The 16,235-nt window shown below is 62.6% G+C and carries 17 protein-coding genes; 7 read left to right on the top strand and 10 right to left on the bottom strand.

The genetic code is table 11. The annotated features are described in order from the left end of the window. Positions 1 to 7: 7 nt before the first annotated feature. Complete coding sequence (locus tag NKH54_RS17895; RefSeq protein ID WP_353028638.1) at positions 8 to 841, bottom strand: phosphodiester glycosidase family protein; 834 nt, start codon at positions 839 to 841, stop codon at positions 8 to 10. A gap of 160 nt (positions 842 to 1,001) precedes the next feature. Between NKH54_RS17895 and grxD the strand changes: the two genes are divergently transcribed. Both grxD and NKH54_RS17905 read left to right on the top strand, forming a co-directional pair. Next, the gene (gene grxD, locus NKH54_RS17900; RefSeq protein ID WP_023669102.1) at positions 1,002 to 1,337 is read left to right on the top strand and encodes a Grx4 family monothiol glutaredoxin; all 336 of its coding nucleotides are present in this window, start codon (positions 1,002 to 1,004) and stop codon (positions 1,335 to 1,337) included. Between the two features lie 118 nt (positions 1,338 to 1,455). Continuing rightward, complete coding sequence (locus NKH54_RS17905; protein ID WP_023697568.1) at positions 1,456 to 2,724, top strand: multidrug effflux MFS transporter; 1,269 nt, start codon at positions 1,456 to 1,458, stop codon at positions 2,722 to 2,724. A 57-nt stretch (positions 2,725 to 2,781) separates the two neighbouring features. Here the strand turns inward: NKH54_RS17905 and NKH54_RS17910 are convergent, their stop codons facing one another. The 4 genes from NKH54_RS17910 to rpsD all read right to left on the bottom strand — a co-directional run bounded on the left by NKH54_RS17910 (position 2,782) and on the right by rpsD (position 5,708). After that, entirely contained in the window at positions 2,782 to 3,192 is a 411-nt protein-coding gene (locus NKH54_RS17910; protein WP_353028639.1) for a UCP034077 family protein, read from the bottom strand. An 86-nt stretch (positions 3,193 to 3,278) separates the two neighbouring features. After that, positions 3,279 to 4,106 carry an inositol monophosphatase family protein gene (locus tag NKH54_RS17915; RefSeq protein ID WP_023684879.1) on the bottom strand — a complete coding sequence of 276 codons (828 nt, stop codon included), beginning with the start codon at positions 4,104 to 4,106 and terminating at the stop codon, positions 3,279 to 3,281. Next, the gene (gene ttcA, locus NKH54_RS17920; protein ID WP_023731160.1) at positions 4,096 to 4,983 is read right to left on the bottom strand and encodes a tRNA 2-thiocytidine(32) synthetase TtcA; all 888 of its coding nucleotides are present in this window, start codon (positions 4,981 to 4,983) and stop codon (positions 4,096 to 4,098) included. Before ttcA ends, NKH54_RS17915 begins: the two co-directional genes overlap by 11 nt. Positions 4,984 to 5,090: 107 nt before the next feature. Further along, the gene (rpsD, locus tag NKH54_RS17925) at positions 5,091 to 5,708 is read right to left on the bottom strand and encodes a 30S ribosomal protein S4 (RefSeq protein WP_023669107.1); all 618 of its coding nucleotides are present in this window, start codon (positions 5,706 to 5,708) and stop codon (positions 5,091 to 5,093) included. Positions 5,709 to 6,094: 386 nt separating this feature from the next. Here rpsD and NKH54_RS17930 point away from each other — a divergent pair, with 386 nt between their 5' ends. Continuing rightward, positions 6,095 to 6,295 carry a hypothetical protein gene (locus tag NKH54_RS17930; RefSeq protein ID WP_023690200.1) on the top strand — a complete coding sequence of 67 codons (201 nt, stop codon included), beginning with the start codon at positions 6,095 to 6,097 and terminating at the stop codon, positions 6,293 to 6,295. Positions 6,296 to 6,378: 83 nt separating this feature from the next. Here the strand turns inward: NKH54_RS17930 and NKH54_RS17935 are convergent, their stop codons facing one another. Continuing rightward, on the bottom strand, positions 6,379 to 6,567 hold the full coding sequence (locus tag NKH54_RS17935; RefSeq protein ID WP_023684876.1) for a DUF3008 family protein: 189 nt from the start codon (positions 6,565 to 6,567) through the stop codon (positions 6,379 to 6,381). A gap of 162 nt (positions 6,568 to 6,729) precedes the next feature. Here NKH54_RS17935 and NKH54_RS17940 point away from each other — a divergent pair, with 162 nt between their 5' ends. Next, complete coding sequence (locus tag NKH54_RS17940) at positions 6,730 to 8,112, top strand: RNB domain-containing ribonuclease (protein ID WP_023825116.1); 1,383 nt, start codon at positions 6,730 to 6,732, stop codon at positions 8,110 to 8,112. Between the two features lie 83 nt (positions 8,113 to 8,195). Here the strand turns inward: NKH54_RS17940 and murI are convergent, their stop codons facing one another. The 3 genes from murI to NKH54_RS17955 all read right to left on the bottom strand — a co-directional run bounded on the left by murI (position 8,196) and on the right by NKH54_RS17955 (position 10,669). After that, complete coding sequence (gene murI / locus NKH54_RS17945; RefSeq protein ID WP_023825117.1) at positions 8,196 to 8,984, bottom strand: glutamate racemase; 789 nt, start codon at positions 8,982 to 8,984, stop codon at positions 8,196 to 8,198. Between the two features lie 146 nt (positions 8,985 to 9,130). Next, entirely contained in the window at positions 9,131 to 9,739 is a 609-nt protein-coding gene (locus tag NKH54_RS17950; RefSeq protein ID WP_353028640.1) for a DUF805 domain-containing protein, read from the bottom strand. An 81-nt stretch (positions 9,740 to 9,820) separates the two neighbouring features. After that, positions 9,821 to 10,669 carry an RNA methyltransferase gene (locus tag NKH54_RS17955; RefSeq protein ID WP_353028641.1) on the bottom strand — a complete coding sequence of 283 codons (849 nt, stop codon included), beginning with the start codon at positions 10,667 to 10,669 and terminating at the stop codon, positions 9,821 to 9,823. A gap of 217 nt (positions 10,670 to 10,886) precedes the next feature. Here NKH54_RS17955 and NKH54_RS17960 point away from each other — a divergent pair, with 217 nt between their 5' ends. Genes NKH54_RS17960 through NKH54_RS17970 form a run of 3 tightly spaced genes read left to right on the top strand, consistent with a single transcriptional unit; the run spans position 10,887 to position 13,322 of the window. Then, a complete protein-coding gene (locus NKH54_RS17960; RefSeq protein ID WP_023669114.1) occupies positions 10,887 to 12,098 on the top strand; it encodes an NADP-dependent isocitrate dehydrogenase in 1,212 nt (403 codons plus the stop codon). 10 nt (positions 12,099 to 12,108) lie between these two features. After that, positions 12,109 to 12,723: a glutathione S-transferase family protein gene (locus tag NKH54_RS17965; RefSeq protein WP_353028642.1), complete on the top strand. Its 615-nt coding sequence runs from the start codon at positions 12,109 to 12,111 to the stop codon at positions 12,721 to 12,723. A gap of 14 nt (positions 12,724 to 12,737) precedes the next feature. After that, a complete protein-coding gene (locus tag NKH54_RS17970; RefSeq protein ID WP_353028643.1) occupies positions 12,738 to 13,322 on the top strand; it encodes a demethoxyubiquinone hydroxylase family protein in 585 nt (194 codons plus the stop codon). A 112-nt stretch (positions 13,323 to 13,434) separates the two neighbouring features. Here NKH54_RS17970 and alaS read toward each other — a convergent pair whose 3' ends face one another. Beyond that, positions 13,435 to 16,101, bottom strand: a complete 2,667-nt coding sequence (gene alaS / locus NKH54_RS17975; RefSeq protein ID WP_353028727.1) for an alanine--tRNA ligase — start codon at positions 16,099 to 16,101, stop codon at positions 13,435 to 13,437. Positions 16,102 to 16,235: the final 134 nt, after the last annotated feature.

Below are 16,235 nucleotides of genomic sequence, written 5' to 3' on the forward strand. Positions count from 1 at the left end.
GACTGGCCTACTGTTTCTGCGGCTGCTTCGCCGACACTGACGTGATCGGCTTCGCCGGCACTGAGATGATCGGCCCTGCCGGATATCTTCCGCCGACAATCATCCTGTCGCCATCCGACAGCGCGGAGACCGCGCCGTCGAGGAACAGCGCGTTGCGGCATTGTAGCGCGTCGCGAAACAGCCGCGCAAAGCTGCCGAAACTGACCTCAGACCGCGAGATCGCCAGCAAAACGGTGTTTTCATCGCGCACGCCGACGCCGTTGCGGATGTAGCGCGAGGTTCCGTTCGGCTCGAAGCGTGGGTGAATCTTGCCATCGATCACCAGCATCGGGCCGGACTGCGTGGCGAAGGCAACATCGCGTTTAGTAACCGCATAGGCGTTGCTTTCCATGACAGCCGCCTTGCCGTCATTGCCCACCAGAAAGACGCCGTTCGGTTTCAGGAAGAAATTGCCTTCGCCGTCGGCAAGGTTGAGCGGCGACTTCTCGCTGCCGTTCTCGACCAGCAGGCCGACCGGCGACAAATCCTCGTGATACATGCCGCCATTCATGGCGAGCAGCACCGGCCTCCCCTCGCCCGCAACCGCCTTGCCGAAGGCCTCCAGCGAGCCGAAGGGCTTGCCGTCGGCACCGACGTGAAAGACAGCGAGGTTGTAGGTCCGCAGGTCGACCGTGCAGACGACATAGGTCACCGCCTCGAAGGCGACAATCCGGCAAGGCGCGGGCAGGTCACCGCCAATGACCAGCCGCGGCGGCTCCGGGCGTCTCGGCCACCAGACAACGGCAATCGCGGCCAGCAGGATGGCGATCAGAAGGGCGGCGCCATATCGTCTTTTCATCATGTCCCGGAGGCTGCAATCGGCAGGGATGCTTGGCCCAAGACAGGCGATCCTTTGCGCCATTTCCGCGACGGCGGCGCAAACATCTTGTTTCGGCCCATCTATGGGTTTATTTGATGGCTATGCTTCGAGCCTGACTCCCACAGGCGTGAAAGGATATCTCATGAGCGGCATCAACGACTACATCGACAGCGAAGTGAAGGGCAACGACGTCGTCCTTTTCATGAAGGGCACGCCCGGTTTTCCGCAGTGCGGCTTTTCCGGCCAGGTCGTCCAGATCCTCGATTACATCGGCGCCGACTACAAGGGCGTCGACGTGCTGACCTCGGCCGAACTGCGCCAAGGCATCAAGGAATATTCGAACTGGCCGACGATCCCGCAGCTTTACGTCAAGGGCGAATTCGTCGGCGGCTGCGACATCATCCGCGAAATGTTCCAGGCGGGCGAGCTGCAGACGTTGCTCGTCGACAAGGGCGTCAGCGTCAAAGCGACAGCCTGATTCTGAGTTGAGACGGGGCAGCCCCGCCCCGGCAAAATGTTACCTCCCCCTATCGGAGTGAGGACGAACTTATGCGCCGGCATGCCGGCGCATATTCGTTTTGAAGATCGGACCCGCCGTGGACCAGCCAGCAAAAGCGCCGCAACAGGCACGCAAATTGCCTATTCCGCGCTGGGAATTCATCGCGCTGTGCGCGGCACTGATGGCGTTGAACTCGCTGGCCATCGACATCATGCTGCCAGCACTGCAGCAAATCGGCGCCACGCTTGGCGTTGAGAATGAAAACCACCGCCAGTATGTGATCACCGCCTATATATTGGGCTTCGGTGGCGGACAGCTTTTCTTCGGACCGATCTCGGACCGGTTCGGGCGCCGCGCGCCGCTCGTTGCCGGGCTGGCGATCTATGTCGTGGCGGCGGCAGCTGCCGCCATCGCCCCGTCATTCGCCGTCCTGCTGCTGTGCCGGCTGGTGCAAGGCATCGGTGCGGCGGCGACCCGCGTCATCGCCGTCTCGATCGTGCGCGACACGTTCGACGGTCGGCGCATGGCCGAGGTGATGTCTCTGATCTTCATGGTGTTCATGGCCATCCCGGTGATCGCGCCTGGGATCGGCCAGGTCATCATGCTGTTCGCAACATGGCACTGGATCTTCGTCACCATGGCCGTCGGGGCGCTGATCGTGTCGGCGTGGTCGCTGCTGCGGCTGCCGGAGACGCTGCATCCGGAGTACCGCCGGCCGCTGACGGTCTCATCCGTCGTCGGTGGTTTCCGCATCGTGCTCACCAACCGCATGGCGCTTTGCTACGCCTTTGCCAGCACCTTCATTTTCGCCGCCATGTTCGGCTTCATCGCCTCCGCACAGCAGATCTATGTCGACATTTTTCATGTCGGCGAATTGTTTCCTGTCATCTTCGCGGGTGTCGCCGGCGTTCTCGCTTTTTCGAACTACCTCAACTCGCGGCTGGTCGGCCGCATCGGCATGCGCCGCCTGTCGCAGAGCGCACTGCTGTTGTTCCTGGTGATCAGCCTTGCCTGGCTCACCGTTTCGCTTCAAATGAAGATGCCACTCTGGCTGTTCATCACCTTCTTCGCCAGTGCGATGCTCCCGTTCGGCGCGCTCGGCGCCAATTTCAACGCGCTCGCGATGGAGCCGCTCGGCCAACTGGCGGGCACCGCGTCGTCCATCCTGGGCTTCATGCAGACTTTTCTCGGCGGCATCCTCGGCACGCTGATCGGCCAGGCCTTCAACGGCACGGTGACGCCGCTTGCCGCCGGCTTCTGCAGCGTCTCGGTCGCGGCCCTCCTGATGATCCTGATCGCCGAGCGCGGCAAGATGTTCCAGCCGCACAACCCACCCATTTCAGGGCACGTCACCGACCTGCATTGAGCGACGCGCCTTGAGATTGTTGGTCTCAAAACCGCATCCACCTTTATGCGACGCGTTTCAGGATGCGCCGCCAATCACTGCCGTGAAACGAGGGAACAGCGGGCGCCCTGCGATGGCGCCACCCATGCTGTCCGACAGCGGCATCGGCAGAGCCCTGTCGAGCGCTTCGAGCACGGATGACACAAAGACCCGGTTGAGCGAGGCATCATCTCCCATATGGGAGAAAGTGGCGCGCGGTTTGCCCATCAGCGTGCCGTTTTTGCGAATTGAGAAACTCAGCGTCAGGGTCATGCCAGCACTTCCAGGCGGCGGCTGCCAACAGGCAAAGATCGCGGAAAACATCTCGTCTATGGTATCGACGGGATCGCGACTGCCGCACGCGCGTTCCTGCGATCTTGCCTCAGTGGCGCCAGCGGCGGCCAAGGCAAGTGCAAGCGCCGTTGCAACAATTGCGGACCGATGTTTCATTTCGCAGCTTCCGACTTCGCGAGAGATTGGACACTATAACAGAGCCAATATACTTGACGAAAGCCTCTACCAGCAGTGGGGACCGATTATTGCGCCCAGAGTTCCCTGCGCAACTCCTGCCAGCTTTCCTTGTCCGGGGCGACAAGAATGCCGCCGTCGATATGCGAGGGCAGATAGGCGCTACCGTCGATCCGCGCGGTGTAGCCGCCGGCCTCGGCGTGGATCAGCACACCGACCAGATGGTCCCACGGCATCAGTTTGTTGTAGACGACGAAATGGGCATGGCCGCTGGCCAGAAGACGGTATTCATGTGCCGCGCAGCGATAGCCGAACTGCGACAGGGTCTTGGTCTGGTTGCGCGCCAGGAGCGAGCGTTGCGGTTCCGCCAGATATTGCCAGGAGACGGAGCCGGTCATCTGTGAGATCGGCACGGCATCGGCGACGTGCACCGTCTCCAGCGCGCCATGCGCATGGCGGATATGGCTGCCGGCGCCCTTGGCGCCGATCAGCCAGTCCCGGCCTACGGGGTCATGGATGATACCGGCGACGGTTTCGCCCTTGACGACGACGCTCAGCATGACGCCGAAGAGCGGCACGCCGGAGGCGAAGTTGAAGGTGCCGTCGACCGGGTCGACGACGAAGGCGAGGTCGGCATCACCGAGCCCCTGAAGCAGCGCCGGATTGTCGGAACAGGCTTCCTCGCCGACGATCATCGCCGTCGGATAGCGCTCGCGCAGCCTGGCCGTGATCAGCCGCTCGGCGTTGATGTCGGCCTCGGTCACCAGGTCGGCGGCCGAGGTCTTCTGCCTGATGTCGCCCTCACCCAGCCGGCGGAAGCGCGGCATGATTTCGGCCCTGGCTGCATCGGCGAGAAGCTCGGCCAGCCAGTCGATCGCTTGGTCGTCAAATATCATCGGAAATGTCTTGTCCTGTGCTGAGGCTGCCATTGAGGGCGGCAAAGTCGAACAGCTTTCTGTCGAGCAGATGCGAGGGCCTGGTGTTGGACAGCGCGCGCAGCATCGTATCCTTGCGGCCCGGTATGCGCTTTTCCATATCGTCCAGCATCGCCTTCATGGCGTTGCGCTGCAGGCCTTCCTGGCTGCCGCAGAGATCGCAGGGAATGATCGGGAATTTCATCGCGGCGGCGAATTTCTCCAGATCGACCTCGGCGCAGTAGCTCAGCGGCCGCAGCACCATGACGTCACCGTCGTCATTGAGCAGCTTTGGCGGCATGGCGGCAAGGCGGCCGCCATGGATTAGATTCATGAAGAAGGTTTCGAGAATGTCCTCGCGGTGGTGGCCGAGCACCAGCGCCGAACAGCCCTCCTCGCGCGCGATGCGATAGAGATGGCCGCGCCGCAGCCGCGAGCACAGCGAACAATAGGTGCTGCCCTGAGGCAGCTTGTCGGTGACCACCGAATAGGTGTCCTGATACTCGATGCGATGGGCGATGCCATGCGCATTGAGGTAATCGGGCAAAATGTGCTTCGGAAAGTTCGGCTGGCCCTGGTCGAGATTGCAGGCGAGCAGCTCGACCGGCAAAAGGCCGCGCCATTTGAGATCGAGCAGCACGGCGAGCAGGCCGTAGGAATCTTTGCCGCCGGACAAGGCCACCAGCCAGCGGTCGCCGGGCCTTGCCATGGCGAAATCCTCGACCGCCTGACGGGTTAACCGCAACAGCCGCTTACGCAGTTTGTTGAACTCGACCGATGACGGCACGTCGGCAAACAGCGGATGGAAGCCGCCTTCAGCAATCGGTTCAACTTTTTCGATGTCTGCCAGCATATTCATGGCTTGTCGCTTTCCATAGCCGAGAGTGCCGGATTAGCGGACATGGCCGACAAAGAAAAGGCCGCCTCGACGGGCGGCCCTTTCCGGTATCGCAGAAAAGCGATCGATCAGCGCGAATAGAATTCGACGACCAGGTTCGGCTCCATCTGCACGGCGAACGGAACGTCGGCCAGGCCGGGGATGCGCGAGAAGGTCGCGACCATCTTGTTGTGATCGACTTCGATATAGTCCGGCACGTCGCGCTCGGCGAGGCCGACCGCTTCCAGCACGATGACCAGCTGCTTCGACTTTTCGCGCACTTCGACGACGTCGCCCGGCTTGCAACGGTACGAGCCGATGTTGACGCGCTTGCCGTTGACGTTGACGTGGCCGTGGTTGACGAACTGGCGAGCCGCGAAAATGGTCGGCACGAACTTGGAGCGGTAGACGACCGCGTCGAGACGCGACTCGAGCAGGCCGATCAGGTTCTCGGAGGTGTCGCCCTTGCGGCGATCAGCCTCTTCATAGACTTTGCGGAACTGCTTTTCGGAGACATCACCATAGTGACCCTTCAGCTTCTGCTTGGCGCGCAGCTGCAGGCCGAAATCGGAAAGCTTGCCCTTGCGGCGCTGGCCGTGCTGGCCGGGGCCGTATTCACGCTTGTTGACCGGGGACTTCGGGCGGCCCCAGATGTTTTCGCCGAGACGGCGGTCGATCTTGTACTTCGCGGATTCGCGCTTGCTCATCGCATTCCCTTTCAAAACAAACCACCCGGAGCCTCATGGTCCGGGTGAAGGAAACGCGCCCTCCTCTGGCCTCCGTTTTCGAGGCCTGACAGGGTTTTCCCACGCAACGCGGCGGAAAACCCACGGGACACGTCAGTCTAGACAAAACCCAGGAAACGATAAACCTGCTTTCCCGGGCTTGCCATGCAAAAGAAACAACCGGGCATTGCGGCCCGGTGTTGGTGGGCTCGTTAAACGGAGATTTGAGCAGAGTCAAGCGCGTCGCTGGCGCTGGGCCCGGCAACCATATCACGTCTTTGGCGTTGAGTGCCGTGCCGGATGCGGCGGGAGGTTGTTGCGCCGACGGCATTTAGGAAGGGACTGGAGCCAAAGGAGCCCGAAGTCGCATGAAGAAGTTTTTCCTCTCGTTGGTCGGTGCAGCCGTCCTGGCCGGGACGATGTCGATCGCCGTGCCCGAGCCAGCGATGGCCAAGCATTGGCAGGGCCACAAGCATCGTCAGACCTGCCATGTCGTGGTGAAGAAGAAGGTCATCTGGCGGCATGGCCACAAGAAGGTCATCCGCTACAAGGTGAAGCGCTGCTGGTGACGTCAGGAGTTTCGGGCTTGGCCTGAATCGAAGAAGCCCGTGGTTTCGGCCACGGGCTTTGTTTATCAACTCGGTTCAAGGTTTCAGTCTGCCGATTTCTTCTCCGGCAGGCCTTTGCGCTTGGTCTCGGCGAATTCCTCGAGCTGTTTTTCGCTCATCGAATTGTACATCGACTTCGACGCGCCTTGAAGCTCGCTCTTCCTGGTCTCGCCGCGCTTGGCCGACAGGGCTGCTCCAGCGGCCTTTTGCTGTGCTTTTGAGGTTGCAGGCATATCGGCTCCTCCTTTGCTGCCAGAGGAAGAAACGTTGCGCTCCGGCGACGGTTCCAGCGCTGGCGGTCAACTTCCGTTCCGCGCTTATGCCTGCCCATGGTCGGCCGGCACTGCCGGCAAAACCACCTTCCCGTGCCCGCAACGCCGGTGTAGGACGGCGCCATGAAATCGTTGAACGATCCCTCGCAGGCACTCGCTACCGGCCTCGCGAAAATCCGCACCGAGTTCCATGTGCCGGAGGGATTTCCCCCTGATGTAATGGCCATGGCACAGACGGCGGCCAGGCGCGTGCCCGACCAGCATGCCGACCGCACGGCGATGCCCTTCGTGACGCTCGATCCCGCGGCTTCCACCGATCTTGACCAAGCGTTTTCGATCGAAGCGAGCGGTAGCGACCTTCTGTTGCACTATGCGATTGCCGACGTAGCCTGGTTCGTCGCGGACGGCGACGCGGTGGATCGCGAAGCCTGGGCGCGGGGCGAAACCCTGTATTTGCCGGACGGCAAGGCCGGGCTCTATCCCCGGGTCATTGCCGAGGGCGCCGCGAGCTTGCTGCCCGGCGGTCCGCGTCCGGCTGTCATCTTCACGGTCCGGATCGCCGACGACGGAGCGGTAAGGCTGGATGGCGCGGAGCGGGCAATCATTCAAAGCCGCGCCAAGCTCGCCTATGACAGCGTGCAGGCCGCCGACGTCCCAGTCGGCTTCGCCGAAATCGCGCGGCGCATGGCGGCGGCCGAAGACCGTCGCGGCGCTTCGCGCGTCGACCCGCCCGAGCAGGAGGTGGAACAGCTTGCCGATGGCACATTCCAGCTTGCGTTCAGACCGCTGCTGCAATCCGAGCAAGACAACGCAGCACTTTCGCTGGCCGCCAACATGGCGATTGCCGACGCCATGCTGGCACACCGGACCGGCTTGTTCCGGGTGATGGCGCCGCCCGATGCTTCCAAAGTACAAAGACTGCGCAGCGCGGCACGGGCCTTAGGCCTGTCCTGGCCTCCTTCGACCAGCCTGTCCGACTATCAGCGAACCCTCGATCCGACCAACATGCACCAGGCAGCGCTGATGCTGGAAATCCGCCGCGCCGGCTCCGGTGCGTCCTACCAACCCTATGAAGAAGGCGTTGTCCCCTGGCACGAGGCGATGGCCGCGACCTATGCCCACGCCACAGCGCCCCTGAGGCGGCTGGCCGATCGCTATGTCGTGCGCTGCGTGCTGGCCATCGCCAACGGCCAGCCGGTGCCGCAAGCCGTTACCGAGGCGTTTTCCAGACTGCCGAAGGTGATGGGCCGCGCAGGCGCCCGCGCCTCGCAGATCAACCACGCGGCCATCGACCTTGCCGAGGCGGTGATGCTGAGGGGGCGCATGGGTGAAACATTCAAGGCCGTCGTCACCGACGTCGGTGATCAGCGTGTGCGCGTTCAGCTCTCGGACATGCCTGTCGTTGCGAATGTGAAGGCCTCAGGGTTCAGGCAGGGCGATGGCCTGACGCTAAGGCTTGTTTCGGCCGATCCGGATCGACGCGTCATTGTCTTCGAACCTGTCTAAAGCGCGTCGGCGACGCGCCTTAGTTTTTTGTTTTTATGGATGTCGTTGTCCCAAAACCGCTGCGCACTTTTGGGCGACATGCATTAGCGCGCGCTCAATCCAAAACCCTGCATCAGCCGGCTGATGGCGAAATCCGCGTTTCCGGAGGTAAAGACGGCGATGTCGGGCTCGCTTTGCGGCAGTGGCCCGTCGACAGCCGGAAGCAGCGACAGAGCGCGCCGCGCAATCGCCTCGGCCGGGTCGATCCAGTCGACCGGCCAGGGCGCGGTCTTGCGCATGCGATTAGCCAGGAACGGATAGTGCGTGCAGGCGAGCACGACGATGTCCGTGCGCAAATCGTCATGCTGCACGAAACACGGTGCGATCTCGGCACGCACGGCCTCCTCGTCGACAAAGCCCTCGCGCATGTAGGCCTCGGCCAGTCCGGCCAGATTGTTGCTGCCGACCAGCCGGACATGGCATTTCTGCGCCCATTTGCCGATCAGGTCGCGCGTGTACTGGCGCTTCACCGTGCCCGGCGTCGCCAGCACCGAGACCAGCCCGGACCGGGTGCGCTCGGCAGCCGGCTTGATTGCCGGCACCGTGCCGACAAAGGGATGGCCAGGGAATTTTTCCCGCAACGCATCGATCGCCAGCGTCGAAGCGGTATTGCAGGCGACGACCGAAATTTCCGGATCAAAACGGTCGAGCAGCTTGGCGAAGAGCTCGACTATATGGGCCTGCAGCGCCGGCTCTTCCCAGGCGCCGTAGGGAAAGGCCTTGTCATCGGCGACGTAGACGAAGCGCCGGTCGGGCATCAGCACGCGCGCTTCGCGCAGCACGGTCAAACCGCCAACGCCGGAATCGAACATCAGTATCGGACGGTGGCTCATTGATATCGGACCATGAAAGAGGCTGGATCAGAAGGCTTGGCGGTCATTGGCCAATGCCGTTCTATCTGCAACCATCATGGCCTTGAAGTGGCGAATGTTAGCAACTTCCACGCAAAGCCGGCGAAGACGACCTTGCCTCGGTTGCTCTAGAGCCCGCGCTTGCCGAAGCCGGCGGGCCGCGGACGGCCCAGAGGCTGGGCGGACGGCACCGAGCGCGTGGCCGGTGTGGCGTTGCGCATGGAAGACTGTGTCGTGCTGCTGGCCGTCCGGCCGGATGCCGCAGGCATGGGCGTATCGCCATCGAAATCGAAAACCGATGTCAGTTCGTCGATATTGATGCCCGCCACCGGCTTAGCCACCAGAATCGTGCACCAAAGGCCAAAGATCGACAGCGCAAGCAGGTTCAAACCGCTGGACGTGCTTTCCGGATTGTTGAAATCGATGACCAGCAGCGTGCCTGCCTGCAGAAAGGCGTAGATGGCGCAGAACACGATGTAGGACCACAGGATCCAGGCTTTGCCGTTGGCGTCGCGGCTGCGTCGCCAGGCGATGTTGGCACGCATGACCACAGCCAGGAGGGAAACGATCAGAACCGCGCCTGCCATGCCTTGCCGCGATGGACCGGGCGCCGAGTTGACCAGCCCCTCAAAGCCGATCGTGCCAACGATGCACAGCACAGCAAGAACGGCCTCGAGCAGGGCTACGCCGAGCGAATAGAACAAGAAGCGCATACGGCCGATTTTGGACGTGAACATTTGCCACCCCACCGTTTTGACAACAATGGACGAGAGGCAAATAAAATTCGGTTACTTCAGCCGTTCGAAGCTTAGCGATTTCTAATCTTCTTTGTCTGCGTGGCGTTTTCGCGCAGCGGCCGGCAAACGCCTTGGATCGTCTCCCGGCGAGCCGTCACCGCGCGGCATGGCCGGCGAAAACCGGTCGAGCGACGAGATGATGCCACGCAGCACTTTCAGTTCCGGCTCGGCGAAACCGGCGCGCGTCAAGACGGCGCGCAGATTGTCGACCATCTTGGGTTTCTTGGGCGCCGGGCGGAAATAACCGCGCGCTTCGAGCGCGCCTTCGAGATAGGCAAACAGGCCGTGCAACTCTTCCTTGCTCGCCGGCTTCATTTCAGGACTGGAGAAATTAGTCGCCGTCTCGTCCTCCAGGCCGGATTTCATCCATTCATAGGACATCAACAGCACGGCCTGGGCGATGTTGAGCGACGAAAAGCCGGGATCGACCGGAAAGGTGACGATCTCGTCGGCCAGCCCGACCTCGTCATTGTAGAGCCCAAAACGCTCGCGGCCGAACAAGATGCCGGTGCGCAGGCCGGCCATCTGACGCGCCCTCAGCGCCCTGCCCGCCTCGACCGGACCACGCACGGGTTTGAAGCCGTCGCGCTCCCGCGCCGTGGTGGCGAAGACGAAGTTGAGGTCGGCGACGGCGGACGCCAGATCGCCGAACACTGTTACGGAATCGATGACATGGTCGGCGCGGCTGGCGGCGGCGCGCGCCTTCTCGCTCGGCCAGCCGTCACGCGGGTTGACCAGTCTCAGTTCGGCAAGGCCGAAATTGGCCATGGCGCGCGCAACCATGCCGATATTCTCGCCGAGCTGCGGCTCGACCAGGATGATCGCCGGCCCGGCGGCGGATGCGTTTTCAGGATGACCGACGGCGGACATGATCTCAATGAACTGCTGTTTGCGGCATTTCAGCGTTCCCTGCCACATCCGCTCGGCAAAATGAAGCTTTTGCAAAACACCGGTCGCGGCACAGACGACCCATTCTGCACGGATCGGCGTTTGCGCGGCCAAATAGGCTTTGATATACGCTCCGCATCCCCGGCCGAAGCCATGCGGGCAAGGCCGTTTAGTTCCCCAAAAGCGAGGCATTCTTTTCATGGCGAAGATCAAGGTGGCGAACCCGGTCGTCGAGCTCGACGGCGACGAGATGACCCGCATCATCTGGCAGTTCATCAAGGACAAGCTGATCCACCCTTATCTCGACCTGAAGCTCGAATATTACGACCTCGGCGTCGAGCACCGCGACGCCACCAACGACCAGGTGACCATCGATTCGGCCAATGCCATCAAGAAATGGGGCGTTGGCGTGAAATGCGCGACGATCACGCCCGACGAGCAGCGCGTCGAGGAATTCAAGCTGAAGAAGATGTGGAAGTCGCCGAACGGCACCATCCGTAACATTCTCGGCGGCACCATTTTCCGCGAACCGATCATCATGAAGAACGTGCCGCGTCTGGTGCCGGGATGGACCAAGCCCATCATCGTCGGCCGTCATGCTTTCGGCGACCAGTATCGCGCCACCGACTTCCGCTTCCCCGGCAAGGGCAAGCTGACCATCAAGTTCGTCGGCGAGGACGGCAAGGTGATCGAGCATGACGTGTACGACGCACCCGGCGCCGGCGTTGCCATGGCGATGTACAATCTCGACGACTCCATCCGGGAATTCGCCCGCGCCTCGCTGAATTACGGCCTGCTGCGCAACTATCCGGTTTATCTCTCGACCAAGAACACCATCCTCAAAGCCTATGATGGCCGCTTCAAGGACATTTTCCAGGAGGTCTACGAGGCTGAATTCGAGGCCGAGTTCAAGGCGAAGAAGCTGTGGTACGAGCACCGGCTGATCGACGACATGGTGGCCTCCGCCCTGAAATGGTCTGGCGGCTACGTCTGGGCCTGCAAGAATTATGACGGCGACGTCCAGTCCGACACGGTGGCGCAAGGTTTTGGCTCGCTTGGCCTGATGACCTCCGTGCTGATGACGCCGGACGGCAAGACGGTGGAAGCGGAGGCCGCGCACGGCACCGTGACGCGCCACTATCGCCAGCACCAGAAGGGCGAGGAAACCTCGACCAATTCGATCGCCTCGATCTTCGCCTGGACGCGCGGCCTCGCCCACCGCGCCAAGCTCGACGATAATGCCGAGTTGAAGCGATTTGCCGACACGCTGGAGAAGGTCTGCATCCAGACGGTTGAGAGCGGCTTCATGACCAAGGACCTGTCGCTCTTGATCGGTCCCGACCAACCATGGCTGTCGACCACCGGCTTCCTCGACAAGATCGACGAGAATTTGCAGAAGGCGATGGCGTAAGCCGGCAGCCATGGCCAAGCCGGTCGTCTACGGGGCGGACTACAGCGTCTATGTGCGCATCGTCCGCCTCGTGCTGGCGGAAAAAGGCATCGACTACGACCTTGTGCCGGTCGATGTCTTTGCCGCCGAGGGCACTCCCGCCTGGTACTTCGAGCATCACCCTTTCGGCCGCATTCCGGCCTTCGAGCACGGCGGGTTTCGCCTGTTCGAAACCAGCGCAATCGCCCGCTATGTCGACGAGGCGTTCGACGGCCCGGCACTGCAGCCAAAAGACGCCCGCACCCGCGCAACGATGAACCAGATCATCGGCATGCTCGACGCCTATGCCTACAGATCGATGGTCTGGGACGTCGCCGTCGAGCGGCTTGAGAAGGAAGCGCCAGACGAGGCACTGGTCGCTAACGGGCTGCGCCAGGCGGAAACGGTGCTGCGGGTGCTCACCGCACTCAAGCCTCCCGGGCCGTGGCTGCTCGGGGACCATCTGACGCTGGCCGACCTGCATGCGGCATCCATCATCGCCTATTTCGTCAAGGTCGCCGACGGGCAAAAGCTGCTTGCGGCGTTCGCCGACATCCAGGCCTGGTGGGAGGGCATCGCAAAACGTCCGAGCCTGGCGGCGGGCTGATATGGGTTCGGGCCATGGCTGACCCATCTCGCCAGGACGCGCTCACCGTCGCCAGAATTGTCAGGGTCAACCACGCCGGTGAGTTTGGTGCGATCAGGATATATTCGGCGCAGATTCTTGTCGCCAGGCGCTTATGGCCGGATTGCGTGCCATCCTTGTCGGAGATGCTTGGGCACGAGCGCACGCATTGCGCTGCGTTCCGCGCCGCCATGCCGGCGCGGCGGTCGCGACCGTGCCGGGTGATGCAGTTCTGGAGCTGGGGTGGCTGGGTGCTGGGTTTTGTCACCGCCCTGCTCGGTCCGCAAGGCACCTGGGCCTGCACGGCGGCGGTTGAAGCGGCGGTGCATCGCCATCTGGACGATCAGCTGTTTTTCCTCGCCAATCGCGACCACGACTTGCACGGCATCATCCTGGCGATCCGCGAGGAAGAGCTCGCCCATCTCCATCACGCCGAAGAGCAGCTGAAATCGCCCGGCCCGGCGCTGAACTTTTTACGGTCGCTGATTTCGATCGCCACGGACGTGCTGATCTGGCTGTCCACCTGGGGCGATTCCAGCAGAATGACGCGCGCCCTGAAGGCGGCGAAAAGAACTAGCTAGACGGACCGTCTAAGAGCTGATTGCCGGCTTGCCACTATCAGCCACAGAATGGCAAGCACGGCGGCGAAGGCCGGAAAGCCGCACACAAACCAGATACGACATAGGGTGGCTTTCAGGCTGCCTCCAGCGCCGCCCTCACCGCGGCGATCGCATCATTGGCCTTCGAGGCGTCCGGGCCGCCGGCTTGCGCCATGTCGGGCCGTCCGCCACCGCCCTGCCCGCCCAATGCGGCCGAGGCAACGCGCACAAGATCGACAGCGCTGAAGCGGCCGACGAGATCGTCCGTCACTGCGACCACGACGCTTGCCTTGTTGTCTTCGCCCGCACCGACGAAGACGACGACGCCTGAGCCGAGGGAAGTCTTGCCGGCATCGGCCAGCGGCTTCAAATCCTTCGGCGACACGCCGGAAACCGCTTTGCCGAGGAAGCCGATACCGGCGACGGTTTCGGTGGTGGCCGGAACATCGGCCGCGGCACCACCGCCCAGCGCGAGTTTCTTGCGGGCTTCGCTCAGTTCCTTCTCGAGCTTCTTGCGTTCCTCGAGCAGCGCCTCGACACGCGCCGGCACGTCGGCCGGCGAAATCTTCAACACAGCCGCCGTCGCCTTCAGGCGCCTGTCCTGCTCGTCGAGATATTTTCGTGCGGCTTCGCCGGTCAGCGCCTCGATGCGGCGCACGCCGGCGGCGACCGCGCTGTCGGAGACGACACGGACCAGACCAATATCGCCGGTCGCCCGGACATGGGTGCCACCGCAGAGCTCGACCGAATAGGGCCGGTTGGCCTTGGCGCCATGCACGCCGGTGCCCATCGAAACGACACGCACCTCGTCACCATATTTCTCGCCGAACAGCGCCATGGCGCCCTCGGCAATGGCGTCATCGACCGACATCAGCCGCGTCGTCACCGGGCTGTTCTGGACGACGATTTCGTTGGCCATGCGCTCGACCTCTTCGAGATCTTCGGCCGAGATCGGCTTGTTATGCGAGATGTCGAAGCGCAGGCGCTCGGGCGCGACCAGCGAGCCCTTCTGCGCGACATGGGTGCCCAGCACCTCGCGCAGCGCCTCGTGGATCAGATGCGTTGCCGAATGATTGGCACGCAGCCGGGTGCGGCGCGCATGGTCAACCTTCAGCTCGACGGCTGCACCTGGCTTGACCGTGCCGTTCGTCACCTTGCCCAGATGCACGAACAGGCCGTCGGCCTTTTTCTGCGTGTCGGAAACCTCGATCGAGAAACCTTCGCCGGAGATGATACCGGTGTCGCCCATCTGGCCGCCGGACTCGCCATAGAACGGCGTCTGGTTGACGACCACCGCCACCACGTCGCCCTTGCCGGCGCTATCGACGGTCTTGCCGTCCTTGACCAGTGCCTGGATGAGGCCTTCCGCCTGTTCGGTCTCGTAGCCGAGGAATTCGGTGGCGCCGGCCTTCTCGCGTACAGAAAACCAGATGGTCTCGGTGGCCGCGTCGCCGGAGCCAGCCCAATGCTTGCGCGCTTCGGCCTTCTGCTGCTCCATCGCATGGGTGAAGCCGGCAAGGTCGACTGAGATGCTGCGCTGGCGCAGCGCGTCCTGCGTCAGATCAAGCGGGAAGCCATAAGTGTCGTAGAGCTTGAAGGCGGTCTCGCCGTCCAGCATGTCACCGGCATGAAGCGTCTCCGTGGCCTCCGAGAGCAGGCCGAGGCCACGCAGCAGCGTCTTGCGGAAGCGTGTCTCCTCGAGCTTCAGCGTCTCGGTAATCAGCTGTTCGCCGCGCAGCAGTTCGGGATAGGCCTGGCCCATCTCACGCACCAGCGCCGGCACCAGCTTCCACATCAACGGCTCCTTGGCGCCGAGCAACTGCGCATGGCGCATGGCGCGGCGCATGATGCGGCGCAGCACATAGCCGCGGCCTTCGTTCGACGGCAGCACGCCATCGGCAACCAGGAAGGAGGACGAGCGCAGATGGTCGGCAATGACGCGGAAGGAGGCGACCGTCTCCTTGTCCGGGCGCTGCCCGAGCGCCGATGACGCCGCATCGATCAGGTGGCGGAACAGGTCGGTCTCGAAGACGCTCTCCACCCCTTGCAGGATGGACGCCATGCGCTCCAGGCCCATGCCGGTGTCGATCGACGGCCGCGGCAGGTCGATGCGCTCTTCCTTGGTGACCTGCTCATATTGCATGAACACCAGGTTCCAGAATTCAAGGAAGCGGTCGCCGTCCTCCTCCGGGCTGCCGGGAGGGCCGCCCCAGATGTGCTCGCCACGGTCGATGAAGATTTCCGAGCACGGCCCGCACGGTCCGGTGTCGCCCATCGCCCAGAAATTGTCGGAGGTCGGGATGCGGATGATGCGGTCGTCGGAGAAACCGGCGATCTTCTTCCAGAAGCCGGCCGCCTCGTCATCGGTGTGATAGACGGTGACCAGCAGCTTGTCCTTGTTCAGCCCGAACTCCTTGGTGATCAGGTTCCAGGCCAGCTCGATGGCGCGCTCCTTGAAATAGTCGCCGAAGGAGAAATTGCCGAGCATTTCGAAGAAGGTCAGATGGCGCGCGGTGTAGCCGACATTGTCGAGGTCGTTGTGCTTGCCGCCGGCGCGCACGCTTTTCTGCGCAGTGGTGGCGCGCGAATAGGACCGCTTCTCCAGGCCGGTGAAGACGTTCTTGAACTGCACCATGCCGGCATTGGTGAACATCAGCGTCGGGTCGTTGCGCGGCACCAGCGGGCTCGAGGCCACGACCTCGTGGCCCTCCTTGCGGAAATAGTCGAGGAATGTCGACCGGATCTCGTTCACGCCACTCATGACTGCTGCCTTTTCGCGAAAACCGCCGGCACGGCCGGCGGACACTGGTCTCTGCTTTTTAGAAGATTGACTTGGCCTTTTAGCGGGCACGCCCCACCCTGTCCAGAAACACGGAATTGGGCCATCCCGGCAAC

The sequence above is a fragment of the Mesorhizobium sp. M1004 genome, assembly GCF_040318795.1.
GTDB lineage: Bacteria > Pseudomonadota > Alphaproteobacteria > Rhizobiales > Rhizobiaceae > Mesorhizobium.